We start from the raw sequence: 25,859 nt of genomic DNA, 5'->3' as shown, positions 1-25,859 counted from the left end.
AGTGGATTGGAAAAGAGAGACGACAGATTCCCAGTTGATTTCTGCTTGTACCTTGTTAAGCCTGATACTGGCGTTTATCGGATTTTTTACACAAAACTCAATGATGTTGTTAGCCTTCCTTGTTGCTTTCCTGCTCTTTGCAGGAGCGAACCTCTACATGAAAAAGGCAGGGTTGCACCTTCATCTTCATAATAAGAGAAACAGGGAAAAATTTAATAGCGGAGACTGCGGAGTATGGTCCTTCAAGTTTGAAAATAAGGGATTGCCCATTTTGAATGGCGCTTTGATTCTCCGTTTCAATGACGTGGTACTGCCCGAAGGAGTAGAATTTGATGAATTTCCGGGCGGGATTATCGAAATGAAAATACCTGTTTCAATCAGTAAAGATGAAGTAATCGAAGTGGAGTTTCCCGTAGCTGCACAAAAAAGGGGTTTAGCTAAGGTAGAGAAGCTGTATGTCCAGATTCCCAACTTATTTGGAAACGGTGGAACCTCCATGGAGTACCTTAAACCGATCAAGTCTGATATCCTGGTCTTTCCCAAGAGCAAGACGGTAGAGGGTTTTTCCTCAGCCCATACCAGGATGCAAGGGACCTTCCCAGTCAACAATTCACTATTCAGTGATCCTTTCCAGCCGGTCGGAACAAGAGATTATTCACCAGGAGACAGTTTTGCCAATATCAATTGGAAAGCCACGGCAAGGATGCAATCACTTCAGACAAAAGTGAACTCCCCTGCTGTAAGCAGAAACTGGTTGATCACCCTGAATATATCCGCTCATTACGCGATTACAAGCGAACTGGAAAACCTTATTGAAAGAACGGCATACATCATTGAAATGGCTACAAAAAATGATATCCCTTTTTCTTTGGCCGTCAATGTACGTTCATTGAACAAAACACCATTTTATTACCTTCCCAGCGGAAATGGGAAAAAACAGAGGCAAAGAGCATTAGAAATGTTATCTGTCCTTTCGGTTGATGATGTGACATTTCCGTTCAGCTTGATGTATCAATATTTAATAATGCATCATTTGGTTCCACCTGTACTGATTTCTATCGGCAGCCAGGATGATGACAGTGAGAAATTGGTATCTATCATGAGTCAACGAGATGTTGCCGTTTTTCAATTAGAAAATATTAATGAACAAGGAGTTTTGCAGGAATGGAAGCAGCGAATCAAGAAATACGCCTAAAGCGAAAGAATGCCTATATCTTCAGGGTAACAGTAAAGTTAGCTGCAGAAGCATTGATGCTATTGGCGATTCTCACATTTTTTTTCGACAAACTCTTCTTCTTATCCGCTTGTTTACCATTCATAGCTTTATCATTCCTTCTGACTGCTCCTCTTGTCTGGATGGGGATTGATTCAAGCCGTCTTTTCAATATGATTTTTTTGGGGGAAGGCTTAATCTTGTTTCTGATCGGACAGTTCATTCTTGGGATTCCATGGTGGTTTTCGTTAGCGGCCCTCTTCCTTCTACACTGGAGAGTCTCAACTCATTTAGAAGAGGAAAGAGAAATCCTGTTTGAAATCAGCAGCGGGTTTGTCCTTGGATTCATGTTGATCAGCATCTCGTCCTTTGCCTATCAAGGTATATATCATATGCAGCCATCAGGCATCATCTTAATGGTTTTCATTGCAGGCATGTTTGTATACGCAGGCGGCACTTTTGTTGTAAGGCTTGTTGAAAGTGCTGAGCATTCCAAACGGTCGACAAGGACGGATTCGGTCAAGCTGCCTTTGATTTTCTTTAGCGGAATTATAGCTCTTACTGCAATTTTCGGATTGCTGAATAGTACGGTCAGCAATGTTCTTGCTTCTGTATTTAAAGGCTTTTTCTTTATTCTTTCTTTTCTTATCGATCCAATCTGGAGGATCATCCAATGGTTTTTGGGGCTGCTTCCGGGGAATATGCCAGAAGATATTGATATACTTAGAAGATCCGATGAAGAGCCGATCTATGAAATGACACAGGAGCAGCTTGAAAATGGCGGAGAGCTTTCTTTTGCCTGGTGGAATGAAGCAATTATCGGGCTTCTTGCCCTTATCATTCTTATATATATGTGGAGAAGGTATAAGGAAAAGGGATGGAAAGAAGAGGGAAAAGAGAAAAAATATGCAGGTTTTTCCTCTTATCGGGAGTCGGTTTTGCCTGGTAAGAAAAAGCAGAAGGATATCGAGGAATACTCGACGGCAAACTGTGAAATCAGGAAAAGTATCTATTCTTTAGAGCAGCATGCTGCCAAACAGGACATGGGCCGTATAAAAGGAGAGACACTTCAAGAATGGTTCCTGCGATTGGGATTCAAGGAAGATAATGAGTTTTACCGATTATATGAAGAGGTACGATATGGAAATAAAGAAGTTCCTCCTGAAAAAGTGCAGTGGTTTACTCAAAGTGTAGAGTGTTTGGAGGAAAAGATGAAAAGCAGTCTCTCACAAAAAAATTCTCAAGATCTATAATTCTCTTTGTGGGGTAAGAAAATAAATTAGCTTCAATTTAGAATGTGGGAATGGTGAGCTGGATTGAGCTCCGGCGTCAGGGGCGCTGGGGCTTTTTTTGGTGTATTTCCTACAATTGAATACATTTTGTTGAAAACGGTGAACAATACAAAAGAGGTGACACGATGTTCAGATTAGAGAATGTCTCCTACCATGATATTTTAACATCCATTAGCATGCAATTTACTCAAGGGGAAATCTCTTGTATAACAGGAGAGAGTGGTGCAGGAAAGTCTACAATCCTCAAGTTCCTCAATAACATGCTTCTGCCGACAGCAGGAAAGATATACTACAAGGATCATCTTATTGAAACATATGATTCCATTGAACTTCGGAGGGAGGCAGTGATGCTTCCTCAGCAACCGGTCATTTTTGAAGGAAGCATTGAAGAGAACTTGCAGATTGGACTGAAGTTCTCCAAGAAAGAGGCTGCATCCCATGAAGTTCTGAAGAAGGTTCTTGAAATGGTTTCCCTTGAAAAAACTCTAGGAGAAGAAGCAGCAAATCTATCGGGCGGGGAAAAGCAGAGGCTTGCACTAGCCAGAATCCACCTCATGAAACCAGAAGTCTATCTGCTGGATGAACCTACATCAGCGTTGGATAAAAAAACGGAAATGGATATTATGGAGAGATATATCAAAGCTATTAAAGAAAACAGAGGTACCATTGTCATGGTTACCCATTCTGAAGCCGTAGCGGATAAATTTGCAGATCAAAAGATCGTAATACCTCCTAAGCTCAAAAGCAGGTGAAATTATGAATAATGGAATTATCGATATTGACCTTGCCAGACTTATTGCTGCCTATATATTTGTGCTAATCTTGCTTCTGATTGTTAAATTCAGGAATATTTCGAGGGAAAAGCAAATTGCCCTTGCAACGTTCAGGATGACGATTCAATTGGTTCTGGCAGGATATATACTTACATTTATATTTGAAAACCCTCATCCATTGCTGACGATTGTCATCATTATCTGCATGGAGACATTTGCAATTCGGAATGTGTTTAAACAAGTAAATGAAAAACTTTCACGGCAGTTGAAGACCATTATTTCATTTTCAATGCTTTCGGGAAGTGTTTTGAGCTTGTTGTACTTCAATCTGATTGTAATCCATTTTTCACCTTGGTATGACCCAAGATATTTCATACCGATTGCAGGGATGATCATTGGAAATTCAATGACAGGAATCACACTTGGCGTAAAGACGCTTCTGCAGGGGTTCCACTCTCAAAGAGATAAAATTGAAGGGGCATTGATGCTTGGTGCAGAACCTAACATTGCTGCTAAACCATATGTAGATAATGCCTTTGATTCTGCTGTGCTGCCGACGATCAACAATATGCTGGGGATGGGCATTGTATTCCTCCCGGGCATGATGACAGGGCAGATCCTTTCTGGAGTCAGCCCGCTTCTTGCTATAGAATATCAGATTGCGATACTGCTCGGAATTTTAGGCAGTGTTTCACTGACGGTCATCATTTTCATACTGCTCGGGTATAAAACATTTTTTACAAGTGATAACAGACTGAAGATGTGACAGTTCATTTCGTTTCGGCCGGTTCTATTCTTCTAATTGAGGCATATGATTTTAGTAGAGTAGATTACTAGAAAGGGGCAGACGATGTGAATATTGAAGTGGAGCAAGCATTAAAAGTAAAAAGCATTGCCTTGGATATTATTGAAGAACTTCTAAAGGATGAAAACCATTACAGGGAGAAGGACTTAAAACAAGCTTCAGAGATGCTTTCCAGATGTATTTGTGACCTCGTCAATATCTATGCCGGGATTACAGATGTTCACGAGGCTGCATTGCAAGGAACGATTGCTAAAGCAAAAGTTAGTTACAATGCCATAATTGCCAATAAACAAAGTGTGTGATAAGTATGGCATTCAATGCGAGCATAGATTCAAAAATTTTTTGAACCCTGTGCTAAAAAAAGCAAAATACCTAACCGACCTTTAATAAAAGGGCGGTTTTTTAATCTCATTTTCCAATTAGATTAAGGGTTTATTTAACCGTTACAAGGGAAATCTAAAGGAATGGCTGCTTGGTGGAGTCAGGTTGGAAGCAGGGGCTAAAAATACCTAAAACTGGTCATAAGATGTCTAATTTATGAAAATAATAAAAATATCATGCTTTACAATTGTTAATCTTTAATTTGCATGCTATTCTTTTTAATTGAAAAGGCTTATATCATTCCGTTTAATCACGGTGGTTATCCAAGATGCAAAAGGATCTGCTGCATCTTAAATGCTAAAAATAAAACATGTTAAGGAGAAGATTATTTATGGCACAAAAACAATTTACAGTAACAGCTGATACAGGAATTCACGCCCGTCCGGCAACACTTCTTGTTCAAACAGCAAGCAAATTTGATTCAGAGGTTCACTTACAGTACAAAGAAAAGAAAGTAAACCTTAAATCAATCATGGGTGTTATGTCTCTAGGTGTAGGCAAAGGTGCAGATATCACAATCATTACTGAAGGAAGCGATGAAGAAGAAGCATTGAACAGCCTTGAAGAAACACTGACAAAAGAAGGACTTGCAGAGTAATGTCAAGCATGCTTAAAGGAATAGCAGCTTCGAATGGCATTGCCATCGCCAAAGCATATCTTCTTGTTGAACCTGACCTTTCTGTAGAAAGAAAGGAAGTGGGAGATACGGAGGCAGAAGTAAACCGTTTTAGAGAAGCACTTGCCACTTCAAAATCTGAATTGGAAGCAATCAGAGAGAAAGCAAACGAAGACCTTGGTGCTGATAAAGCGGCGATTTTTGATGCTCATTTACTAGTTCTCAGTGACCCTGAGTTGATTGCACCTATTGAAGATAAAATCAAAAATGAAAACGTGAATGCCGAAACGGCCCTCAAAGAGACGGCAGATATGTTCGTTTCCATGTTTGAAAGCATGGACAATGAATATATGAGAGAACGTGCAGCGGATATCCGTGATGTTACGAAACGTGTTCTTGCCCATCTTCTTGGTGTTCAGGTTTCAAATCCAAGCATGATATCGGAAGAAGTCATCATCATTGCAGAAGATTTAACTCCTTCAGATACTGCCCAGCTTAACAGGGAGTTCGTTAAAGGATTTACTACCGATATTGGGGGTAGAACGTCCCATTCAGCAATTATGGCACGATCAATGGAAATTCCAGCTGTTGTCGGTACAAAAGAAGTAACTTCTGAAATCAAAAACGGCGATCTTGTTATTGTTGACGGGTTGAATGGTGAAGTACATATCAATCCAACACAAGAAGTTGTTGAGCATTATGAGAAGGAACATGAACAGTACGAGAAACAGAAAGCCGAATGGGCGAAACTTGTCAGCGAGAAGACAGAATCTGCTGACGGCGCACACGTGGAACTTGCTGCAAACATCGGAACACCCAAAGATTTAGAAGGTGTTATTAATAATGGTGGTGAAGGAGTAGGCTTATATCGTACAGAGTTTCTATACATGGGAAGAAATGAACTTCCTAGTGAAGAGGAACAATTCCAAGCATATAAGGCTGTTCTTGAAGGAATGGGAGACAAACCTGTAGTGGTAAGGACTTTGGATATTGGGGGAGACAAGGAACTTCCGTATCTGGACCTTCCTAAAGAAATGAATCCTTTCTTGGGGTACCGTGCGATTCGCCTTTGTCTCGATGAGCAGAGCATCTTCCGTACACAATTAAGAGCCTTGCTAAGAGCAAGCAGTTATGGAAACTTAAAAATCATGTTCCCGATGATTTCCAACCTTAATGAATTTAGGGAAGCTAAATCCATTTTAGAGGACGAAAAATCAAAATTGGTTGAAGCAGGGGAGAAAGTCACTGATTCAATTGAAGTCGGTATCATGGTGGAAATTCCATCGACAGCTGTTATGGCAGATGTGTTTGCCAAAGAGGTTGATTTCTTCTCAATCGGGACAAATGACCTTATTCAATATACAATGGCTGCAGACCGCATGAATGAGCGTGTATCTTATTTATACCAGCCGTATAACCCAGCGATTCTTCGATTAGTCAAAATGGTCATTGATGCTGCCCACAAAGAAGGCAAATGGGCCGGAATGTGCGGCGAGATGGCCGGTGATGAAATCGCAATTCCAATCTTGTTAGGACTGGGTCTCGATGAATTCTCCATGAGCGCGACTTCGATCCTGAAAGCACGCTCGCAGATCAGGAACCTGAACAAATCAGATATGGTAGCACTGGCAAATGAAGTACTTGCTTATGATACGAATGACAGTGTGATGGAAGCTGTCAAAAAAGCAGTGAAAATATAAAAAAGAAGATTCAAATGGTGAAATGAGGGTAAACAAGTACTACATCAGTGGTAGACTTACCCAGCCTTTTCATTCTCATTTCCCCCTATTGACCAGGTGTTAGAGCACCTGGTTTTTCTTTTGGCTTATCCTCAACCATTATAAATGATGTAAGCGCTTTTTTAAAGAGAAAAATTCGTAAATCTTTTTTTGTATAAACTGTTTAGTCTTAAGATTTCTGGGTATTATATTATTAAGCATAAAGTTGGAGATTCTCTTTTTACAACCCCCTTTTCCTTTGGGCCTGCATTAGCAGGTCCTTTTTTTTGTTATTATCAGGGCAAAACGTTTATAATAGCTGTAAAATTAATGGGGGCTGAAAATGATGAAAGTTGGTTTTATTGGAACAGGGGTAATGGGCAGGAGCATGGCCCTTCACCTTATAAAAGAACATAAAGAATTATATGTATATACGAGGACAAAGGAAAAGGCGCAGGAGCTGATGGACTTGGGGGCAAAGTGGTGCTCCACTCCTGCTGAACTGGTGCCTTCAGTAGATATTGTATTCTCGATAGTCGGTTATCCGGAAGATGTCGAAGAAATTTATTTCGGGAAAGATGGTATTCTTGAGCATGGAAAAGAAGGGCTGGTAGTGGTCGATATGACTACATCCAAGCCAAGCTTGGCAAAAAAGATATATGAGGCAGGTAAATCAAAAGGGATACATACATTAGATGCACCAGTATCAGGTGGGGATACCGGAGCTAAAAATGGAACATTATCGATTATGGCAGGAGGGGAACGGGCTATTTTTGACAAAGCAAAACCTCTCCTGGAAACCTTCGGGGAGAATATCCGGTACCATGGAGAAGCTGGATCAGGACAGCATACTAAAATGGCCAACCAAATTGCAATCGCCACTAACATGATCGGGGTTTGCGAAGCGCTGGTGTATGCCCGCAAGGCAGGCCTGGATCTGGAAGACGTCCTTAGGACCATCTCTGGAGGTGCTGCTGGAAGCTGGTCCCTGTCCAACCTGGCGCCAAGAATGATTCAAGGCAATTATGAACCTGGGTTTTATGTGAAGCACTTTATTAAAGATATGGGAATCGCTCTTGAAGAAGCTGAGAGGATGGACCTTTCCCTCCCAGGTTTGTCTCTGGCAATAGATCTTTATAAAGAGCTGCACTCCAAAGGCGGAGAGAATGAAGGAACACAGGCATTAATTAAATTATGGAAAGAATAATCCTCATCACTACTTCAAAAAATAAACATACGATTGTGTGAGTATACACGATCGAAAGATGTTTTTTTCAGGAAGGGTGAATAGGATGGCAAAGCGAACGAAGAAGAATGATGCTGACCAGAAGAATAAAAAGGGGTTTGATTCGGCCGTATTGAATCAAGAATTCGCACATGAATTTGGCAGTGCCGCAACTAATAAAATCCATAAAGATAAAGCGAAAAAAGAAAAAGCTTCAAAGAATAATGGTAAATATAAGGGACAATAACGTATAAGAAAAAGGACCTTGGCTGGTCCTTTTTCTTATAGGGTTTGTTAAGGAGTAATATTGTTTTAAGTAACCTACTTAGAAGGTGTTGCTGATTTCCACTCAGGTGTGCGACTCCGCGGGGCGGGCGGTGAGCCTCCTCGGCTTTATATAAAGCCGAGGAGGTCGTTTAGCGACTTACAGCGGGGCAGACTCAGTCCGTATGCTGCTTAACGTGGCACTTGCGCTTTTTTTATCAATAATCTATTTTGTTTTAGTTTTAGTTTTTTCAACGAAGCTGGCGATTCGATCCAGGCCCTTTTCCAGTTCTTCCATTGAACAAGCATAAGAAAGCCTGAAGAAACCTTCTCCCATAGAGGAAAAACTGTTGCCCGGTACTACACCGACTTTGTAATTTTGTGCGAGGGTTAAAGCGAATGTAAAAGAATCCATATTGAAAAAGGCTGGAATCTTGACAAAAAAGTAAAAAGCCCCGTCAGGCAGAGAAATATCAAATCCCAGCGCATTCAATTTTGAGTAGACGAAGTCTCTTCTGACTTTATATTTATCCCTCATAATATCAGCATCATTAATCCCTGAAGTCAACGCTTCAAACGCTGCTTTCTGTGAAATTGACGATGCGCATGAAACATTATACTGGTGTACTTTCAAAATATGTTTTGCGATGTTCTCAGGGGCGAAAACCATTCCTATTCTCCAGCCTGTCATGGAGTGGGACTTAGAAAGCCCGTTAATAACAATCGTTTGTTCTTTTAAATATTGCGCCAGGGAGGTGTGTTTGCGGTCATAAGTCAACTCACTGTAAATTTCATCTGCCAATATGAATATATCTTTACCTCGTAAAAGATCAGCTATATCTTCTAATTCATTGGATGTAAGGCTCACTCCTGTCGGGTTTGATGGGTAAGGAATGATAATACATTTGGTTTTATTTGTAATATATTTGTTTAAGATGCGGGAAGTGAGCTTAAAGCCGTTATCTACTGTATCAGCATAAACAGGGACAGCTCCACATAAATGTATGATCGGTTCATAGCCGGGATATACCGGACCGGGAAGAATGACTTCATCTCCCGGACTCAGGATGGTCCTTAAAGTGGAATCAATACCTTGTGAAGCTCCATTTGTAATAATCACCTCTGATGAAGGATCATAAGAAACGCCGTACTTCTTGTGATAGAACTGGGAAGCGGCAGATCTTAATTGCAGGAAGCCTGCATTATGTGTGTATGAAGTAAATCCCTCATCTATGGCATCCTTAGCTGCTTCCTTGACATGCCCCGGAGTGGGGAAGTCAGGCTGGCCAAGGGTGAGAGATACCATATCTTCAATATCGGCAACCATATTAAAGAATCTTCTAATACCTGAGATTTCAATTTTTTGCACGTGTTTATTGATTAAATGTTCCATGAATAACACCTTCTTTCAAGCTTGTCTCATATTTTACCATGATAATGTATTAAAGACGATACTTAGTGATTAGCCTGGGGAAAATAAGGGTAAATATCTTTAATACATGTTATTACTGGATGTTAGGGAGTTAAAAAATGATCAGGACGACTATTGTAAAAGTAAATGGAGAGGTAAACTACAATGCCTCTATTGAAGACATAAAAAGAGATGATGTCAAATGGTATTGGGTGGATTTTTCGCAGCCCGATCAGACTGACATGGATATGCTGAAAGATATCTTTCACTTTCACCCTCTGGCAATAGAGGACTGCGTCGAAGATTTCAGCGAGAGGCCGAAACTGGATTTTTATGACGGTTACTTTTTTTTGCTGCTTCATACAATTGAACATAAAACACTGGATTTCCATGAAGTGAATATGTTTGTCAGCGATCAATTCATTGTTACTTTCCACAAAAAGCCTGTTCAAATCCTCGAAAAAATATGGGAAAGGACAAGTGAAATGAGTGGAAAATATACTACATATAACGTTATGCATGAAATCATAGATGGACTGGTAGACGATTTTTTTCCGCTGGTTTATAAAATTGAAGACAGGCTGAACCAGATAGAGGATGTACTCGAAAATACGAGTACTTCGGCCATGATGGAGCGGCTTTTTGATATAAGGCATGATATGTCCAAATTAAGAAGGTCATTGGTTCCCATGAGAGATCTTATGTACAGGATATTAAATTCGGGCAGGCTCCATTTTCTGAAAGAACATCATCTTTATTATAATGATGTGTATGACCATTTGTTAAAGCTGGTTGAAATGCTTGAGTCCTATAGAGAGTTTTCATCTGATATCCGTGACAATTACCTTTCTATCAATTCAGACAAGATGAATAATATTATGATGACACTTACAGTCATCACCACCATTTTCATGCCGCTGACATTCATAGCCGGTTTATACGGGATGAATTTTGCCTATATGCCAGAGTTGGACGAGAGATACGGGTACTTCTCAGTGCTGGGAATCATGGCGGTTATCGCAATTGGAATGTTCGCTTTCTTTGTGAAGATAGGCTGGCTTCATTTTGGAATGAAAAAAAGAAAGAAACGCAGGAAGATCCGTCTGAAATAAATCGGGAAAGAGACCGTTCATGCTTTTTTGAGGTTTGTTTTTGAAGGCTCTCTTCTAAATATTGTTTTCTTGAATATTGTGGATATTGAACAGGGGTAAAAGTGATTTCCGCTCCAATCAAATAATCTTTAAGCTGGAGAAAATTGATTTAAAAAACACAATCTTCTAGAAAGCCTGTCTTTCTAAAAGATTGTGTTTTTGTTTCTCTAATTCCTGCTCTCATTTATAGATTGGAGCGGAAAGCACCATTAGACAATTTATACCCCACCAGGATGTATTAATACAGAGCAGCAGTACTCAGAACCCAATTACTACTTAATAAATCGATTACCTTCAGAAAGTTTCTTTTCTGCCGATATAATGAGTGAACTTATAAATTTTTTTTATAACTAGACTAAATAAGTAGCAGCCGTCCAGCAAGATTGATGCATTCTGGTTCGGTTTCCGCAATAGGACAGGAAAGGATGCGAAAAAATGAGAGAAGATAAAGGAATCCTGCTCGAAACGGGCACAAATGAATTGGAGATAGTTGAGTTTGAGGCAGGAGGCAATAAATATGGCATAAATGTGATTAAAGTTAAAGAAATCATCCAGCCATTACCGGTTACGGCCATCCCTCACGCTCACCCTTATATGGAAGGGATCATCCAGTTAAGGGGAGAGGTACTTCCTGTCATTGACATGATTAAAGTCCTGGGGGCCAACCATGAGTCAAAAGGCAGCCAAGATAAATACATAGTGGCAGAATTCAATAAGCTGCGGGTAGTATTCCATGTAGACAATGTCACGCAGATTCACCGTATTTCATGGGATCAAATCGAAAAGCCGTCAAATATATATCAAGGAAACAGCTCCAACGTGATAGGGGTCATAAAGAAAGGTGACGATATGCTTCTTCTTCTTGACTTCGAAAGTATCATGGTTGAAATCAACCCGGATTCCGGCATTCGGGTTGAACAAGTGAAGAAATTAGGAAAAAGGAATCGTTCAGAAAAGAAGATTGTGGCCGCAGAAGATTCTCCATTGCTCAGAAAACTGTTGAGTGATACTTTATCAGAGGCAGGATATGAAGAAGTTGAGTTCTTCGAAAATGGAAAAGATGCCTATGATTATCTGGCATCACTTGCAGCTGGCGGAGAAAATATTGAAGATGCTGTCAACCTCGTCATTACAGATATCGAAATGCCTCAAATGGATGGGCATCACCTGACAAGGAGGATTAAAGAGCATCCTGGTCTTAAGGTTCTTCCGGTAGTCATTTTCTCCTCATTAATAACGGAGGATTTAAAACATAAAGGGGAAAAAGTGGGGGCGGAAGATCAAGTTAGTAAACCAGAAATAAATGAACTTGTCCTGAAGATAGATAAGTATATTCTTTAGGAAGAAGGCGTGAAATAATGGCTTTTTTGTTAGTTGTCTCTGGATAGGATAAACTGCACTAACAAAGGGAATGGCCCCTTCCACCTTAAAAGCGAGGACCAATAAAGAACCAGTACCACGAACTTATACCATAAGGGAAGAAATTTCCCTTATGGAAGAAATCTCGGGAAAAATAGGTCAAATAGGGGAAAAATTTTCCGCTATTTACTTAAAAAACATGAAAATTATGTTACTGAGCATACTTAACGGAAAATCCTTCCCTTATTTACCTCTTCCCAGTTCAAATCTGCAGTTTAACGGAAAAATTTTCCTTTATTATAAGTCCCCTTCCTTTGGTGACTTACTCCATTAATGAAATGTATTATGTGGATTTTATTATGAATTCACAGTAAAAAAGCAGTCCGTTTTGGACTGCTTTTTCTAGTTTTACACTCCGAAACTGAACTACTTATGCTGAAAAGTTCTGCTTCTTTTTTTATGAATGCCTATTAAAAACTGTCACCGAGTTTTTTGAAAACAGGCTTTTGGTAATTACGGCCGTATGGCTGCTGTCCCGTTTCTTTCTTTTCTTTCATGCCTGTATATTTTTCCAATATTACTTTGGCTTCACTGAGGCTCATCCGGCATTTAGGATTTCTTTTTGACTTATCCAGGGATCCAAGGTGAGGGAGTTGCTCAAAGTCAGATTTGGCTGGCGGTATATGAAAAGTATAATTTCCACAATCAACTAAAACATCTGATTGCTGCTGGCTGAAACGAGGATTGTTTGAAAAATGCAGACCTACTTTGGTTGCTTTTCCTTCCTTAATCATTTTTTGAAGTGCATGTTTCTTAAGGGAATATAAATACTTTGGATTAATAGCAGTTTTAGCGTGGCGATTGACGGTAAAAACAGCTTGAGAGAGGTTTGTTATTATTGTGGTTTGAGGGGGTGATCCTTGAGATTTACTCAAATTGTTGACTCCTTCCTTTACATGGGAATATTCTAAGATTATTATACCTTTTTTTTTATTGATTGGAAAGTTCCGAATATAACATTCATGAGAATTAGCTGGAAAAATGTCCAAAAACTTAGTTTTATCTTAACATATGAAATCATTAAATGGTTAAAGAATACCCAAAATAGGTAAATAATACAGTAAATAGCGTATGTTTCATATGAATAGAAGAATACATATTAATTTGAGTTCATTATATTATTGCAACCTAATTAAAGTGCAACAAAAAATTATTAACTAGGATGATCGATATGGCAGATAAAAGTGCAATTTTAGATATTGGTTCAAATACAATCAGGCTGGTCATCTATCAGCATTTTGAAGATGGCCGCTATAAAGAGATTGAAAATGTAAAAGCGGTGGCCAGATTAAGAACCTGCTTGACAGAAGAACAAAAACTTTCTGCAGTTGGAATTGAAAAGCTGCTTCAAATATTGAAAGGCATGAAAGAAATTCTTGCCTTTCACCGAATTTCTTCTGTTCGGTGTGTGGCGACTGCAACGATAAGGCAATCCGTCAATAAAGATTCGGTATTATTAAAAGTTAAGGAAGAGACAGGCTTGGATATAGAAATATTGTCAGAAGAACAAGAAGCTTATTACGGCTACCTAGCAGTTGTTTCAACAACACCTGTAGAAACCGGCATCACAGTGGATATAGGGGGAGGAAGTACGGAGGTAACTTATTTTGAAAATAGAAAGCTGCAGGAGTCTCATAGCTACCCTTTTGGAGTAGTTTCCTTAAAACAGCAGTTTATCGAAGGAGATTCTATTACTGAAGAAGAAAGAATAAAATTAACCCGCTTCTTGTTAGAAAAGTTTTCAGCCCTGCCATGGTTGAAAGACAAGAAGGTACCAATTGTGGGTATAGGCGGAAGTGCAAGGAATATTGCCCAGGTGGACCAGCAGCAGAGAAATTACGAAGTTGCAGGAGTCCATCAATACATTCTTTCAGGTGACACATTGGCATCCATACGAGATCAATTATTCCCTCTTTCTTATAAGGAAATAGAAAAGGTAGAGGGGCTTTCGAAAGACAGGGCAGACGTTATCCTGCCTGCTGCAGAAGTTTTCCACCAGCTGTTTCAATTAACGGACTCTCCTTATTTTATGGTCAGCCGCAAAGGGTTGCGCGAAGGGCTTGTTATTGAAATGGCCAAACAGGGCAAGCAGGAGGCAATCAATAAGGATTCTGTTATTGACCTGAGCCTCAGGGAGTTGTGCCATGAATTTGATATTGATGGCAGCCATTCCAGGCAAATGGTATTTATAGCCGACAATGTTTGGAAACAATTGTCTCATTTGGGCTACTGGGTTCTAGATGAAAGTGATTTACAAATGCTGGAATACGGAGCTTATTTGTATTACCTCGGAGACTATATCGATTCTGAATCAAGCAGCCAGCATACATTTTATATATTGGCAAACAGGTCTATCAATGGCTTTTTCCATCAAGAAAGAATAAAGCTTGCAAGTATTGCATCCTTTAAAAACAAAACTGCCTTTAAACAATATCTTGAGAATTTTCATGCGTGGTATTCAAAAGAGGAAATAAAGAAAATGAGAGAGATGGGCTCCTTGTTGAAGTTGGTTTACAGCTTGAATGCAACGAAAAGGAATATTGTAAAATCCATTGAGGTATCGGATGAGCATGACCATTTGTCCATCACGGTTTCTTGTAGTGGAGATTATCTTGCTGAGAAGTATCAGGCTGAGAAACAAAAACGCCACCTTGAGAAAGCTCTGCGAACGGATTTAATGATTCACTTTGATAGAGTTGATAAGACTTAACATATTATTTACTAAACCTTAACATGACCCTATCTCTCTTTTGATAGGATGGTATGGCATAGATAGGATACCTCAACAAAGCGGGAGTGAATATAATGAATGCCGAGATTTATGACTCACCTCGATACTATAATAATAGAGAATTGAGCTGGCTGGCTTTTAATGAGCGAGTGCTTGAGGAAGCGCTGGACCATCAAAATCCATTGCTGGAAAGAATGAAGTTTCTTGCAATATTCAGTTCGAACCTTGATGAATTCTTTATGGTAAGGGTTGCAGGACTGAAGGATCAGGTGAAAGCGAATTATCATAAGCCTGAAAATAAAGCAGGCCTGACACCCAACCAGCAATTGGGCGCCATCTCTTCTAAAAATCATGAATTGGTCGATCTTCAGGATGAAACATTTATGAATTTGATTGTACCTCAACTAAATGAAGAAGATGTCTACCTGCTGAATGTGAACGACTTAAACAGTGAGCAGCTGACATTCCTGGAGATTTTTTTTGAGGAACAGATCTTTCCAGTATTAACGCCCATGGCTGTAGACGCTTATCGGCCATTTCCCATGCTGTTAAATAAAAGCTTGAACTTGGTGGTCATTCTTGATAATCCTGACGCTGAAGATGAGGAGAATAGGGAGAAAGTGGCTTTGGTCCAGGTTCCTTCAGTTCTGGACAGGGTTATTTCTCTACCTTCTGTGGGTGGTGAGGAAAAGTATATTCTCTTAGAAAATGTAATCATCCATTTTGTTGACAAAGTATTCAATGGTTACAGCGTAAGTTCTGCGAGTGCTTTCAGGATCACAAGAAATGCGGATATGACCATTCATGAAGAAGGGGCAAGGGATCTGCTGCTCGAAATTGAGAAAGAGCTGAAAAAAAGGAAATGGGGAGCAGCAGTACGGCTGGAAGTACAGGAAGGTACCATGAATGAGAGGGTCCTGGATTATTTGCTGAGTGAATTGGAAATACATAGCAGCGATGTCTATAAAGTAAAAGGGCCTCTTGACCTTACCTTTCTATTCGGATTTATCGGCCAGCTGAAGAAAATGCGGGACCATTTAACTTTTAAAGCCTTTATCCCTCAACAGCCACAGGATTTGGACTCTCAAGAAAACTTGTTCGAAAAGGCTTTTCAGGAGGACTTGTTTTTCCATCATCCGTATGAGTCGTTTGAACCGATTGTTGATTTCGTGTCAATCGCTGCCGTCGACCCCAATGTCCTTGCCATCAAACAGACCTTATACCGGGTAAGTGGTGATTCTCCAGTAATTGAAGCTTTGAAGAGGGCTGCAGAAAATGGGAAGCAGGTCACGGTACTGGTGGAATTGAAGGCAAGGTTTGATGAAGAAAACAATGTCCAGTGGGCGAAAGAGCTGGAAAAATCAGGGTGTCACGTGATTTATGGGATGAACAACCTGAAAACCCACAGTAAAATCACGCTCGTCGTCAGAAAGACACATGGAAGAATCGACCGTTTTGTCCATCTGGGAACAGGAAATTATAATGACCAGACTGCGAAATTGTACACAGATATGGGTATTATTACATCAAAAAGGAAATTTGGGATAGATGCGACGAATTTCTTTAATTACTTAAGCGGATATACTGAAAAACCTGAGTTTCATCACTTGGTGGTGGCCCCGTTCGATATCAGGGATGAATTCATTCATCTGATAGATCAGGAAATCCGGTCACACAAATTACATGGGAACGGCAGAATCATTGCCAAAATGAATTCATTAACCGATAAAGAATTGATCATCAAGATGTATGAAGCCTCCTCTGCGGGGGTGAAAATCGATTTGATCATCAGAGGGATTTGCTGTTTGCGGCCCGGCATAAAAGGTGTTAGCGATAATATCAAGGTTATCAGTATAGTAGGAAGGTTTCTTGAGCACAGCAGAATCTATTACTTCCATCATAATGGAGAAAGGAAGATGTTTCTTTCTTCAGCCGATATGATGACGCGAAACATGGTCAAACGTGTTGAAATTCTATTCCCGATATACAAAGGGAGTATAAAAAGAAGGCTTCTCGACATCCTGGACCTGACTTTAAGAGATAACATGAAGGCGAGAGAACAGGATTGCGAAGGAAATTATCATTATGTGAAACGCAAGGAAGGCGAACCTCCTATCAACAGCCAGCTTGAACTGAAAAGAGAAGCTTATAAACATTTAATTCTTGAAACGGAATGACTATATTAAACAAAGGCTTTGTTAGTTAATTTATGATGTTGTTATTTAAGTTTAATACCTGACATTTATCTTTAACAAACTGCAATTATTTTTTGCTGCTTCTATATTCGGAGGAAGAAATTTCTTGAGATTTCTTCCTCTTCTTTTTGTATCACTTTACCATCATAAATAATATAAATACTGTAGTGGTTAGCAATCATATAATCAATCAATCACCTTGTTTTTTGGAAAACTATAAGTTGACAAACTGGCAGACTATAATTTACTTTAGAGTAATGGTACATAGCGTTGCTTGCCCAGAGTATAACTGTAAAGGAGTATGTTTATGACGAAACAGGAACATATGGAAATGATTATCCTGCCTGCAGAGCAGGGTGAAGTCAAGGTGTTCGTCTACGGTTTTAAGCCATTTGGATCTTGGGGACAAGTAGTTGTACAATTGAATGATATAACCGTTAATTCTAAAGGATATAATCGCAAAAAGACGATTATTCGAACGTTGAGCCAGCTCCATCAGGTGCTTGTCAACAACCAGGAGTAAGAAATCCTGTCGAATACGCTTAAATATAAGTCTGGAAACCGGTGCTCTCAGGGCACCGGTTTTTTGTAATTAGAGGGGTTCTTTACTAAAGGCTGTTTTCGTATAGATTGTTGCTTTCGGAAAAATCCCAAGGGCCGGATTTTTCCCCTAGGTACAAGGTTTTTTCTCTCTGAACAGGGAGAGTAGCTCTTTTCTTTCTTGCTTACTAAGTTATTACCTGACAAAAATGGCTATATTTCTTGAAACATATTAAATAGCAACAAAGTTTACGAAAAGAGCCTAACTAAAAAAGAAAATCTTTCCTTTTCCTGTTTTCATTCCGGTTTAATTGTTATATAATTCTGACATAAAGATAAATGAGTGATTATTCATTCATTTGAAGGGTGGAATAAAAAAGATGAGTACCGTAATCGTCACCGGAGGATCCAATGGTATGGGGAAATACATGGCCAGGCACTTTCTTGAAAAGGGACATAATGTAGTGATTACCGGCAGAAACAGTGAAAGATTGGATGAGGTCAAGAAAGAGTTCTCTTCATTATCAGGAACTCTTGAATCGTTTCAGATGGACGTGAGAGAACCAGAACATGCTGATAAGATGATTGAATTCACAGCTGGGAAATTTGGAAGTGTTGATACGCTGATCAATAATGCAGCAGGAAACTTCATTTGCCCTGCAGAAAAATTAACGCCAAATGGGTGGAAATCTGTAATCGATATTGTGCTGAATGGTACATTTTATTGTTCGCATGCAGCAGCAAATTATTGGAAAGAAAATAAGGCCAAAGGGAATATTATCAATATGGTGGCTACATATGCCTGGAATGCAGGAGCAGGTGTTGCCCATTCTGCAGCTGCTAAGGCAGGGGTACTCTCTTTAACAAGAACGCTGGCTGTCGAATGGGGACATAAGTATGGAATCAGGACCAATGCCATTGCCCCAGGTCCAATTGAGAGAACCGGTGGAGCTGAAAAGCTTTGGGAGTCAGAGGAAGCCGCCAAACGGACCATAGACAGTGTGCCGTTAAAGAGGCTGGGAACTCCTGAAGAAATAGCCGGTCTGGCCTACTTCCTGGCTTCTGATGATGCTGCCTATATCAATGGCGAATGTGTCACGATGGACGGCGGACAATGGCTTAATCGCTTTCCTTTTTAAATAACCTTCATAATGCCGTCATAAAGATCTTTTACTTTTATGACGGCATTTTCTTTTTGGAATGAAAATCATCAATTGATGAGAACTTTATTTTAACCCATGCCCTAACAGGATATGATATACTCAATAATATTTTATCTTATAGGAAGTGGTTGATAATGGACCCACTGGAAATATTATCAAATATTAATCGATCTGTTCCTTTTTTTCAGCCTGTGTTCAGTGCTGATGAGCATTTGGTAATGGGATATGAGATCCTCGGAAGGTATCAGTCTGAAGATGGAATAATCAGCCTCGGATCATTTTTTCAAGATGAGGACATTCCTGAAGAATACCGCTTGGAGGTAGACAACTATGTCCTTGCCAAGGCAATCGAAAAATCGTTGAAAGAGGGCATATCGACACAATTCTTTGTGAACAGAGATGCTAATCTGCTCATGATTGACCAGGGCGAGTCACTGCTGGAGCTGCTGATAGGTTTTTCAGCAAAAGGATTGAATCTGGAAAGGATTGTTCTGGAAATCTCTGAAAAAACATTCAAAGGGGATTTCGAACAGTTATTTCATCTCATTCAGTACTATAAGACCTATGGGATTAAAATTGCGATTGATAACATAGGGGGAGACAGCGACCAGTGGGAAAGACTGGCGAAGGTGAGTCCTGATATATTGAAGGTTGACCTGCAGCATTTACGAAAAGAAGTCGGCAATACCGCATTTCATAATATTTTATACAGCCTCTCGATGCTGGCCAGGAAGATTGGATCTTCACTTCTGTTTCAAAATATCGAACTCGACTATCAGCTCCATTTCGCATGGAAGAACGGGGGCCGTTATTATCAAGGCTTTTACTTGCATACCCCTGCGGAAGAGTTCATAAGAGGCGATATGCTTAAAGAAAAGCTGAAGGCAAAATGCCGCCAGTATATTGAACATGAGAAACGTCATTTAAAAGCCGTCTACCGCTTATCTCAAACTCTGCAGCGAGAGATAAGTGAGCAGGTAACCGAACTGAAAAAGCTCGGGAAGGACATCGACACCCTCCTTTTGGAACTTGCCAAAAATGTGGAAGATAAATTCTTCAGACTTTATATTTGTGATGAAAATGGCTTTCAGCTAACTAATAACTTATTGAAGACAAGTCAGGAATGGAAGTCCCTTCCTCAATTTAAAGGCAAAAACTGGAGCTGGCGCCCTTATTTTCTCGAAAATATCATGAGGATGCAGAATAGGAATACAGGGCTGCTTTCGGACGCTTATAGTGACATCGAAACGGGTGAAACGGTCAGGACTTTTTCATATCCATTAGGAGAAAATCAATATTTATTTATGGACTTGTCCTATGAATTTCTTTATGAACAGGACGGGATTTTATACTAGAAATGGAATAGAAGATGCTGTATGGGGCAACTTAACCGTAAAGCTTTATAAGGGGTGGTGTAATGAGCAGCTTTGTGTTGGTGCTTATGTTGATAAGTGCTGGATTGCTGGTTGTGTCTTTGATATATACCATTAAAGTTGCGCGGCAGCAGAAGGCCTTAAAGAATGAACTGGATACAGATTTGCCCGAAAAGGTCCAGGAGCATCCTTATACACGAAATCCTATCTTTTTGACCTATTTGATTGCGGCTGTACTTGTTATCTTGTTTATTATTTATAAGGCTATCGATTATATGTAGAAAAAATTCAATTGATGAATGCTGAAACCCCCAGACTTGTTCGGGGGTTTTTCTTTTTGAATTTGTTAGTTGATTTCCTGAAAGAACATTCATGCAGAAAAATGACTTTGAGAAGAAGAAGGGAGGGTCACCATTACTTGATATATGAATTCCATCTGTTGACAGAGTGAATATAAGCATTCCACTTTTCTCTCTTTTTGGTAATTTATTCTTTTAGTTATAAGGTGGTTTTACAAATATATATATAAGGGAACAGAATAAATGAAATATATAAATGAATCTGTCTGCTTTTGTTAGTAAAATACGAACGATTTACATACTATCGACAAGAGACCATTGCTACAATGGAAAAGAAATCCAAAGGGGAGAAGTGAGGAAGATGAAGACAAAGGTGAGAAAAGTATCAGCGGTATTACTTGCAGCAATCCTATGTATGGCCTTTATTAATCAGGCAACGGCTTTGGACAAGGGGGCATTGACAGAAACAGTGAAGAGGGCATTTGAAAAGCAGGTTTCACTGAGTGAAAAGCCGCGGACAATGGAAGAAGTTGAAGCTGTTATGGATACTCATTTTACATCTGAATTCAGAGACAAGTTCATCCTGGAAAATGTGATTCAGACTGATGAGGGATTCCAAACATTTGGTTCTGACTTTGCAGCTTATTATATCCCGAACTTTCAATATGGGGAAAAAACCAAGACTGTTAAAAAGGGAGAGGCAATATACTTATATGAGTACTTTACATATGACGATGGACCAGTTTACTTTGAAGATGGATACCAAGCAGTGAAATTGGTCAAACAGGATGGTGTGCTCAAAGTGGATGATATTTATTATTCACTGCCGGAAGAGGTCAAAGGCATCATCAGTGACCGGGAAGAATCTGGTTTTGATGCTGAACGAGAAATGGCCCCACATCCTGACACAGTGTTGGGGGAGGAGGAAGCATCCGCTCCCCTGTCACTGTATTACTGGAACAAGCAGCTTTTGATTTTCCAAGGTTTTTTCCTTGATATAGAAGCAGTTTTTACAGCTTAAGGATTTCATGCTACAGACTGAGGCTCACTCATGTCTTTTTTTTTGTTTTGCCTTTTCCAGAAAACTGAGTTACATGCTGTTTAAGCCAAGCAGGTTTGGCAGCTTTGATAACTCCGAACTTAGATGGATCTTGCCATTTATTAGGACGGCTGGTGTTGACATGGCATGATATTTTTCAACTAATTCCTGACGGGCTTTGTTATCTTTCATAATATCCTTTTCTATAAATGGGATATTATGATGTGTCAGCAATTCTTTCACATACACACAGGGAGGACAGTCGGGCTGAGTATAGACCGTGATCTTATAATCATTCATTTTCACACTTCCTTTTGTGCTCTGTCTTTTTCGATGTAGTCAATTAGACCCATTGCGGATACTTTCATATCCAAATCGAGAAGCCGTATGAATCCCTTGTTATCACTGAGGCGATGATCGGAATTCAGCACTTCCTTTTTTAATGCAAGGGTAAGGGCTTTCAGCCGGCTTTCTAAAGAATGGTAATTTCGGTGAATTTCCCTTGCCTTTTCAATAAATATTTTCAGCCATTTCTCCACTTCTGTCAAAACCTTTTGCGGCTCTTCCGAAATACCGAAATGACCGAAGTAAATTTTTTCCAAATCTAACTGCCTGTATAGATCAAGGGACTGTTGCATTTCCATAGGGTTAAATTGGTTTGGGGAAGTGGATGGTAAATAAAGATGGATACCATCGAGAATATAGCCATAGTTGACACCTGCCGTATCCCCTGTGAAGATTCCTTTTGACTTTTCATCATAGATGCTGAAATGATGGCGGGAATGGCCTGGTGTATTATAGAAAGTCAGTTCACATGTTTCGCCCAATTTGAGCTTTTCATTGTGTTTTTTTATGATAACCCTATCGGCAGGTATGGGGACAATTGGATGGAATAGCCGATCGAATTCTTCTCCATATACCTGGCGGGCGCCTGCTTCGAGCCTTTCAGGATTGATAAGGTGCCTTGCGCCTTTTTCATGGACGATCACTGAAGCGTTTGGACATTTTTCCAAAAACACTCCTGTACCGCCTGCATGGTCAAGATGTACATGGGTAACGATAATATTTTTTATCTTTTCAAGGGGAATATTCAATTCCTTAAGCCCTTTTAATAAATGGGGGACAGAGGGGCTGGCAGAGGTTTCGATAATGGTTATGTCATCCTCTTTTATAACGTATGCACCCGTTCTGAATGGTTCATTCAAATCAAATAAATCAATGACAGAAATTCTCTCTTCACTATTAATGATCATTTTTCAGGCTCCTTTTTCAAAAAGGTGTCATCCAGCTGAATAAACCAAAGATGACCTTTCCCGTTTAATAAGAAATCATCTTTAATTATAGACAATCATCAATAAAAAACAAAAAATTCTGTTTTTTGCTTGAGAAGGAAAAGTGGTGGTGTTATGTTTAAAGGTGTGATAGAGTTGAATGTGTTTTTAAGAGAGAAATCACCTTTCGGAATGATGATGATTAATGATCTTCCGGCAGGATAGAAAAAGTTATTATGCAAAAGATAAAAAGAGAATGAAGTGATGAAAGGAGAGACGCTATATGTCTCAGCTTCTGGGAATCATTCAGCGTTTGAAAACATTGCAGGATGGTACAGATACAGGTGAAACTCAACAAAGATTTTTTGAAGTGAATGGCAAGAAGTTATGTCAGGTGAAGTATTTTTCTAATACTGATACGTTTGAATTAGAAGTTTACACTGATGATAAAAAAGCCAACAAGTTTCCATTCGATGATATCGATATTACCGCTATTGAAATATTTGAATTGCTTCAAGAAGAAAAAGAAAATTCACAACAGTAATAAAAACCCGGCCGAAATTCCATTTCAGCCGGGTTTTTATTTTCCAATCATTCTCACCTTCTCGAGGCACAATGGTAACCTCAGGGACTGTACTATTTCTATCTCGAGCCGCACGCATGGAGCGGGTTCAATACAAAGACATCTGTATAGAATTCCTCCCAAATACTTAAGATAGAGGGGAGGTGATAAAAAATGACTCCTTCCGTTATCTGCCCGACATGCAAACATGAAAAGGCGATTGAAGAGGTGCTGACGGCACAGTCCAATCAAAATGTCATTTATATTTGTCCTGACTGTGGATTTACCAAAAAGAATATAACAACAAAAAAAGGGTGAATGACTGCTTTCAAACCCAACAACTCGATTAAAGTATGATACAATATAAATCGGCTTGTATTTACGAGAGTGAGGGGTTAAAAATGTTTTCATTACATAGCAAGCATTTCCTGGAAGCAAACATTGCCGACTTTATCATCCCGTCAGAGAAGGTTGCGCATGTACAGAAAGCAAATACGCTTGAACATGCACTGCTGGTATTGACTAAAAGCGGATATTCTTCTATTCCTGTGCTCGACCCTCAATTTCGCCTGGAAGGATTAATCAGCTCTGCTCTGATCACTGATTCAATCCTGGGTCTTGAGCATATTGAATTTGAGAAGTTAGATAAGAAGAAAGTTGAGGAAGTAATGGACACAGACTTTCCGACAATCTCATTGAACACACAGTTTAGAAAGGCTCTTCAGCTTCTGATTGACCACCCGTTCTTATGTGTGGTAAATGAAGAAGATTTCTTTGAAGGAATTATGACCAGGAGAGTTATCCTTAAACAGCTTAACCGCAATTTACATAATAATGCATGACTTCCTGAGCTCCCATAATGGGAGCTCTTGTTGATAGAAATAGAACCTAGCCGGAAGAGGGGAAGAATATGAATTATGCAGATGAGGGCCTGGAACAAAAGTCTCCCAAAAGGACGAAAAGGCCCTTTGTGCTGGCTGCCGTTATGCTTGCCATGTTTATGGGGGCGATTGAGGCAACAATCGTTTCTACAGCCATGCCGGCCATTGTGAGTGATCTTGGAGGCTTTTCATTATACAGCTGGGTCTTTTCAGCTTATTTATTGATGAACGCTGTCACGGTTCTCATCTATGGAAAGCTCTCTGACTTATTTGGAAGAAAACCGATAATTACTGTGGGTATTATTTTGTTTTTGGCAGGGTCAGTCCTTTGCGGATTTTCTCAATCCATGGAACAGCTGATCATCTTCAGGCTGATACAAGGATTTGGCGCTGGAGCAGTTCTGCCTATGGCCACTACCATTGTTGGAGATATTTACACAAAAGAGGAAAGAGCTAAAATTCAGGGATACCTTTCTTCTGTATGGGGCATATCAGCAATCAGCGGCCCGGCAATTGGGGGCCTGCTAGTTGAGTATGTCAGCTGGCATTATGTATTTTGGATCAACATTCCGTTAGGATTGTTATCGATAATAGTTCTTTGGCTGTTTCTCCATGAAGACGTTAAGAAAGAGAAGCATAAAATTGATTATCTTGGGGCAGCATTGCTGACAATATCGATCTCAACGTTAATGTTTATCCTTGTAGAAGGCGGAGTACATATCCGATGGGATTCCCCATTGGCTATTTCCCTTATTGCCACAGCACTGGTTTTCTTCACGCTTTTCATTTTACAGGAGAGAAGAGCTCCAGAGCCGATGATGCCTTTCGAGATATGGAAAGAAAGGTCGATTTTCATTGCCAATATTGTGTCTTTGACTACAGGTGTCATGCTGATTGGCATATCCAGCTTTCTTCCAGCCTTTGTGCAGGGGGTTATGGAGAGAAGTCCCACTGTAGCAGGGTTTACCTTGACAACAATGTCTATAGGCTGGCCAATAGCTGCCACGGTTGCCGGAAGCCTGCTATTGAAAATCGGATATTATAAAACTTCACTGATAGGAGGAGTCTCTCTTATTGCAGGAAGTATATTTTTTGTTACCATGGGTGCGGAATCTGGGCCGGTTTGGGCAGCCACAGGTTCATTCTTCGTAGGAGCCGGAATGGGACTTACTTCTACAGCCTTTATCGTTTCGATTCAAAGCACTGTCGAATGGAAACAAAGGGGCATAGCAACTGCAGCCAATATGTTCATGCGCAATCTCGGGAGTACACTGGGAGCTGCCTTGCTGGGTGGTATTCTCAACAGTTCCATAAAGCAATACCTTGAGAATAAAGAAAACACCAAGGCTGACCTTGATGTGGTGAACATGCTGCTGGATGAAGAGAAAAGAAGCAGTTTGAGTGGACCATTAAGGGAAACGTTACAGTCCGGGTTAACCTTTTCCCTGCATTGGGTGTATGCCGGAGTTTTGTTTTTTGCACTGGGAAGTCTTGTGCTGATCTTATTTTTGCCGCGTAAAAGTTAATAGAAAAGCAG

General features: G+C 39.9%; 26 protein-coding genes. 22 read left to right on the top strand and 4 right to left on the bottom strand.

What is annotated here, in order from left to right; translation table 11 throughout:
* Window position 1 precedes the first annotated feature (1 nt).
* The 9 genes from M1E09_RS15420 (at window position 2) to M1E09_RS15380 (ending at window position 8,270) form a co-directional block, all read left to right on the top strand.
* A complete protein-coding gene (locus M1E09_RS15420; protein WP_456271733.1) occupies window positions 2-1,195 on the top strand; it encodes a DUF58 domain-containing protein in 1,194 nt (397 codons plus the stop codon).
* Window positions 1,165-2,466, top strand: a complete 1,302-nt coding sequence (locus tag M1E09_RS15415; protein WP_456271732.1) for a hypothetical protein — start codon at window positions 1,165-1,167, stop codon at window positions 2,464-2,466. Before M1E09_RS15420 ends, M1E09_RS15415 begins: the two co-directional genes overlap by 31 nt.
* A 164-nt stretch (window positions 2,467-2,630) precedes the next feature.
* Window positions 2,631-3,257 (top strand): ABC transporter ATP-binding protein, encoded by a 627-nt coding sequence (locus M1E09_RS15410; protein ID WP_456271731.1) that lies wholly within the window; start codon window positions 2,631-2,633, stop codon window positions 3,255-3,257.
* A gap of 4 nt (window positions 3,258-3,261) precedes the next feature.
* Window positions 3,262-4,044: an ABC transporter permease gene (locus tag M1E09_RS15405; protein WP_456271730.1), complete on the top strand. Its 783-nt coding sequence runs from the start codon at window positions 3,262-3,264 to the stop codon at window positions 4,042-4,044.
* An 86-nt stretch (window positions 4,045-4,130) separates the two neighbouring features.
* On the top strand, window positions 4,131-4,385 hold the full coding sequence (locus tag M1E09_RS15400) for a hypothetical protein (RefSeq protein ID WP_456271729.1): 255 nt from the start codon (window positions 4,131-4,133) through the stop codon (window positions 4,383-4,385).
* Window positions 4,386-4,795: 410 nt separating this feature from the next.
* Entirely contained in the window at window positions 4,796-5,062 is a 267-nt protein-coding gene (locus M1E09_RS15395; protein WP_456271728.1) for a phosphocarrier protein HPr, read from the top strand.
* The gene (gene ptsP / locus M1E09_RS15390; RefSeq protein WP_456271727.1) at window positions 5,062-6,780 is read left to right on the top strand and encodes a phosphoenolpyruvate--protein phosphotransferase; all 1,719 of its coding nucleotides are present in this window, start codon (window positions 5,062-5,064) and stop codon (window positions 6,778-6,780) included. Before M1E09_RS15395 ends, ptsP begins: the two co-directional genes overlap by 1 nt.
* Window positions 6,781-7,141: 361 nt before the next feature.
* Window positions 7,142-8,005, top strand: coding sequence for an NAD(P)-dependent oxidoreductase (locus M1E09_RS15385; RefSeq protein WP_456271726.1), 864 nt, complete (start codon window positions 7,142-7,144; stop codon window positions 8,003-8,005).
* 85 nt (window positions 8,006-8,090) lie between these two features.
* On the top strand, window positions 8,091-8,270 hold the full coding sequence (locus tag M1E09_RS15380; protein ID WP_456271725.1) for a hypothetical protein: 180 nt from the start codon (window positions 8,091-8,093) through the stop codon (window positions 8,268-8,270).
* A gap of 243 nt (window positions 8,271-8,513) precedes the next feature.
* On the opposite strand, the gene M1E09_RS15375 is transcribed toward M1E09_RS15380, so the two are convergent.
* Window positions 8,514-9,680: an aminotransferase A gene (locus tag M1E09_RS15375; protein ID WP_456271724.1), complete on the bottom strand. Its 1,167-nt coding sequence runs from the start codon at window positions 9,678-9,680 to the stop codon at window positions 8,514-8,516.
* 137 nt (window positions 9,681-9,817) lie between these two features.
* Here M1E09_RS15375 and corA point away from each other — a divergent pair, with 137 nt between their 5' ends.
* Entirely contained in the window at window positions 9,818-10,810 is a 993-nt protein-coding gene (gene corA, locus M1E09_RS15370) for a magnesium/cobalt transporter CorA (RefSeq protein WP_456271723.1), read from the top strand.
* 474 nt (window positions 10,811-11,284) lie between these two features.
* A complete protein-coding gene (locus tag M1E09_RS15365) occupies window positions 11,285-12,190 on the top strand; it encodes a chemotaxis protein (RefSeq protein ID WP_456271722.1) in 906 nt (301 codons plus the stop codon).
* Window positions 12,191-12,678: 488 nt separating this feature from the next.
* Here M1E09_RS15365 and M1E09_RS15360 read toward each other — a convergent pair whose 3' ends face one another.
* Window positions 12,679-13,143, bottom strand: coding sequence for a YkyB family protein (locus M1E09_RS15360; protein ID WP_456271721.1), 465 nt, complete (start codon window positions 13,141-13,143; stop codon window positions 12,679-12,681).
* A 296-nt stretch (window positions 13,144-13,439) separates the two neighbouring features.
* Here M1E09_RS15360 and M1E09_RS15355 point away from each other — a divergent pair, with 296 nt between their 5' ends.
* The 7 genes from M1E09_RS15355 (at window position 13,440) to M1E09_RS15325 (ending at window position 21,590) form a co-directional block, all read left to right on the top strand.
* Window positions 13,440-14,978, top strand: coding sequence for a Ppx/GppA phosphatase family protein (locus M1E09_RS15355; RefSeq protein WP_456271720.1), 1,539 nt, complete (start codon window positions 13,440-13,442; stop codon window positions 14,976-14,978).
* 95 nt (window positions 14,979-15,073) lie between these two features.
* Window positions 15,074-17,176 carry an RNA degradosome polyphosphate kinase gene (locus tag M1E09_RS15350; protein ID WP_456271719.1) on the top strand — a complete coding sequence of 701 codons (2,103 nt, stop codon included), beginning with the start codon at window positions 15,074-15,076 and terminating at the stop codon, window positions 17,174-17,176.
* 325 nt (window positions 17,177-17,501) lie between these two features.
* Window positions 17,502-17,717, top strand: coding sequence for a hypothetical protein (locus M1E09_RS15345; RefSeq protein ID WP_456271718.1), 216 nt, complete (start codon window positions 17,502-17,504; stop codon window positions 17,715-17,717).
* A 397-nt stretch (window positions 17,718-18,114) separates the two neighbouring features.
* A complete protein-coding gene (gene fadH, locus M1E09_RS15340) occupies window positions 18,115-18,873 on the top strand; it encodes a 2,4-dienoyl-CoA reductase (protein WP_456271717.1) in 759 nt (252 codons plus the stop codon).
* Between the two features lie 158 nt (window positions 18,874-19,031).
* A complete protein-coding gene (locus M1E09_RS15335; RefSeq protein ID WP_456271716.1) occupies window positions 19,032-20,252 on the top strand; it encodes an EAL-associated domain-containing protein in 1,221 nt (406 codons plus the stop codon).
* A gap of 62 nt (window positions 20,253-20,314) precedes the next feature.
* Window positions 20,315-20,551, top strand: coding sequence for a hypothetical protein (locus tag M1E09_RS15330; protein ID WP_456271715.1), 237 nt, complete (start codon window positions 20,315-20,317; stop codon window positions 20,549-20,551).
* A 379-nt stretch (window positions 20,552-20,930) separates the two neighbouring features.
* Window positions 20,931-21,590 carry a DUF3993 domain-containing protein gene (locus M1E09_RS15325; protein ID WP_456271714.1) on the top strand — a complete coding sequence of 220 codons (660 nt, stop codon included), beginning with the start codon at window positions 20,931-20,933 and terminating at the stop codon, window positions 21,588-21,590.
* 69 nt (window positions 21,591-21,659) lie between these two features.
* Here M1E09_RS15325 and M1E09_RS15320 read toward each other — a convergent pair whose 3' ends face one another.
* Both M1E09_RS15320 and M1E09_RS15315 read right to left on the bottom strand, forming a co-directional pair.
* Window positions 21,660-21,908 (bottom strand): glutaredoxin domain-containing protein, encoded by a 249-nt coding sequence (locus tag M1E09_RS15320; RefSeq protein WP_456271713.1) that lies wholly within the window; start codon window positions 21,906-21,908, stop codon window positions 21,660-21,662.
* A 2-nt stretch (window positions 21,909-21,910) separates the two neighbouring features.
* Window positions 21,911-22,861, bottom strand: coding sequence for an MBL fold metallo-hydrolase (locus M1E09_RS15315; RefSeq protein ID WP_456271712.1), 951 nt, complete (start codon window positions 22,859-22,861; stop codon window positions 21,911-21,913).
* 301 nt (window positions 22,862-23,162) lie between these two features.
* On the opposite strand from M1E09_RS15315, the gene M1E09_RS15310 reads away from it, so the two are divergent.
* The 4 genes from M1E09_RS15310 (at window position 23,163) to M1E09_RS15295 (ending at window position 25,848) form a co-directional block, all read left to right on the top strand.
* Complete coding sequence (locus M1E09_RS15310; protein WP_456271711.1) at window positions 23,163-23,423, top strand: YkuJ family protein; 261 nt, start codon at window positions 23,163-23,165, stop codon at window positions 23,421-23,423.
* 192 nt (window positions 23,424-23,615) lie between these two features.
* Window positions 23,616-23,759 (top strand): hypothetical protein, encoded by a 144-nt coding sequence (locus tag M1E09_RS15305; RefSeq protein ID WP_456271710.1) that lies wholly within the window; start codon window positions 23,616-23,618, stop codon window positions 23,757-23,759.
* An 83-nt stretch (window positions 23,760-23,842) separates the two neighbouring features.
* Complete coding sequence (cbpB, locus tag M1E09_RS15300; RefSeq protein ID WP_456271709.1) at window positions 23,843-24,283, top strand: cyclic-di-AMP-binding protein CbpB; 441 nt, start codon at window positions 23,843-23,845, stop codon at window positions 24,281-24,283.
* A 68-nt stretch (window positions 24,284-24,351) separates the two neighbouring features.
* Window positions 24,352-25,848 carry an MDR family MFS transporter gene (locus tag M1E09_RS15295; protein WP_456271708.1) on the top strand — a complete coding sequence of 499 codons (1,497 nt, stop codon included), beginning with the start codon at window positions 24,352-24,354 and terminating at the stop codon, window positions 25,846-25,848.
* Window positions 25,849-25,859: the final 11 nt, after the last annotated feature.

This window comes from Bacillus sp. AK031, assembly GCF_053903065.1.
Note: the sequence above shows the minus strand (reverse complement) of the source record. Positions and strands in the feature narration are given on the sequence as shown.

Excerpts from the sequence above, each read along its gene's own strand:
- M1E09_RS15415 (WP_456271732.1), top strand. The coding sequence starts at position 1,165 with ATGGAAGCAGCGAATCAAGAAATACGCCTAAAGCGAAAGAATGCCTAT.
- M1E09_RS15410 (WP_456271731.1), top strand. The coding sequence starts at position 2,631 with ATGTTCAGATTAGAGAATGTCTCCTACCATGATATTTTAACATCCATT.
- M1E09_RS15405 (WP_456271730.1), top strand. The coding sequence starts at position 3,262 with ATGAATAATGGAATTATCGATATTGACCTTGCCAGACTTATTGCTGCC.
- M1E09_RS15395 (WP_456271728.1), top strand. The coding sequence starts at position 4,796 with ATGGCACAAAAACAATTTACAGTAACAGCTGATACAGGAATTCACGCC.
- ptsP (WP_456271727.1), top strand. The coding sequence starts at position 5,062 with ATGTCAAGCATGCTTAAAGGAATAGCAGCTTCGAATGGCATTGCCATC.
- M1E09_RS15385 (WP_456271726.1), top strand. The coding sequence starts at position 7,142 with ATGATGAAAGTTGGTTTTATTGGAACAGGGGTAATGGGCAGGAGCATG.
- M1E09_RS15380 (WP_456271725.1), top strand. The coding sequence starts at position 8,091 with ATGGCAAAGCGAACGAAGAAGAATGATGCTGACCAGAAGAATAAAAAG.
- M1E09_RS15375 (WP_456271724.1), bottom strand. The coding sequence starts at position 9,680 with ATGGAACATTTAATCAATAAACACGTGCAAAAAATTGAAATCTCAGGT.
- corA (WP_456271723.1), top strand. The coding sequence starts at position 9,818 with ATGATCAGGACGACTATTGTAAAAGTAAATGGAGAGGTAAACTACAAT.
- M1E09_RS15365 (WP_456271722.1), top strand. The coding sequence starts at position 11,285 with ATGAGAGAAGATAAAGGAATCCTGCTCGAAACGGGCACAAATGAATTG.
- M1E09_RS15355 (WP_456271720.1), top strand. The coding sequence starts at position 13,440 with ATGGCAGATAAAAGTGCAATTTTAGATATTGGTTCAAATACAATCAGG.
- M1E09_RS15350 (WP_456271719.1), top strand. The coding sequence starts at position 15,074 with ATGAATGCCGAGATTTATGACTCACCTCGATACTATAATAATAGAGAA.
- M1E09_RS15345 (WP_456271718.1), top strand. The coding sequence starts at position 17,502 with ATGACGAAACAGGAACATATGGAAATGATTATCCTGCCTGCAGAGCAG.
- fadH (WP_456271717.1), top strand. The coding sequence starts at position 18,115 with ATGAGTACCGTAATCGTCACCGGAGGATCCAATGGTATGGGGAAATAC.
- M1E09_RS15335 (WP_456271716.1), top strand. The coding sequence starts at position 19,032 with ATGGACCCACTGGAAATATTATCAAATATTAATCGATCTGTTCCTTTT.
- M1E09_RS15330 (WP_456271715.1), top strand. The coding sequence starts at position 20,315 with ATGAGCAGCTTTGTGTTGGTGCTTATGTTGATAAGTGCTGGATTGCTG.
- M1E09_RS15325 (WP_456271714.1), top strand. The coding sequence starts at position 20,931 with ATGAAGACAAAGGTGAGAAAAGTATCAGCGGTATTACTTGCAGCAATC.
- M1E09_RS15320 (WP_456271713.1), bottom strand. The coding sequence starts at position 21,908 with ATGAATGATTATAAGATCACGGTCTATACTCAGCCCGACTGTCCTCCC.
- M1E09_RS15315 (WP_456271712.1), bottom strand. The coding sequence starts at position 22,861 with ATGATCATTAATAGTGAAGAGAGAATTTCTGTCATTGATTTATTTGAT.
- M1E09_RS15310 (WP_456271711.1), top strand. The coding sequence starts at position 23,163 with ATGTCTCAGCTTCTGGGAATCATTCAGCGTTTGAAAACATTGCAGGAT.
- M1E09_RS15305 (WP_456271710.1), top strand. The coding sequence starts at position 23,616 with ATGACTCCTTCCGTTATCTGCCCGACATGCAAACATGAAAAGGCGATT.
- cbpB (WP_456271709.1), top strand. The coding sequence starts at position 23,843 with ATGTTTTCATTACATAGCAAGCATTTCCTGGAAGCAAACATTGCCGAC.
- M1E09_RS15295 (WP_456271708.1), top strand. The coding sequence starts at position 24,352 with ATGAATTATGCAGATGAGGGCCTGGAACAAAAGTCTCCCAAAAGGACG.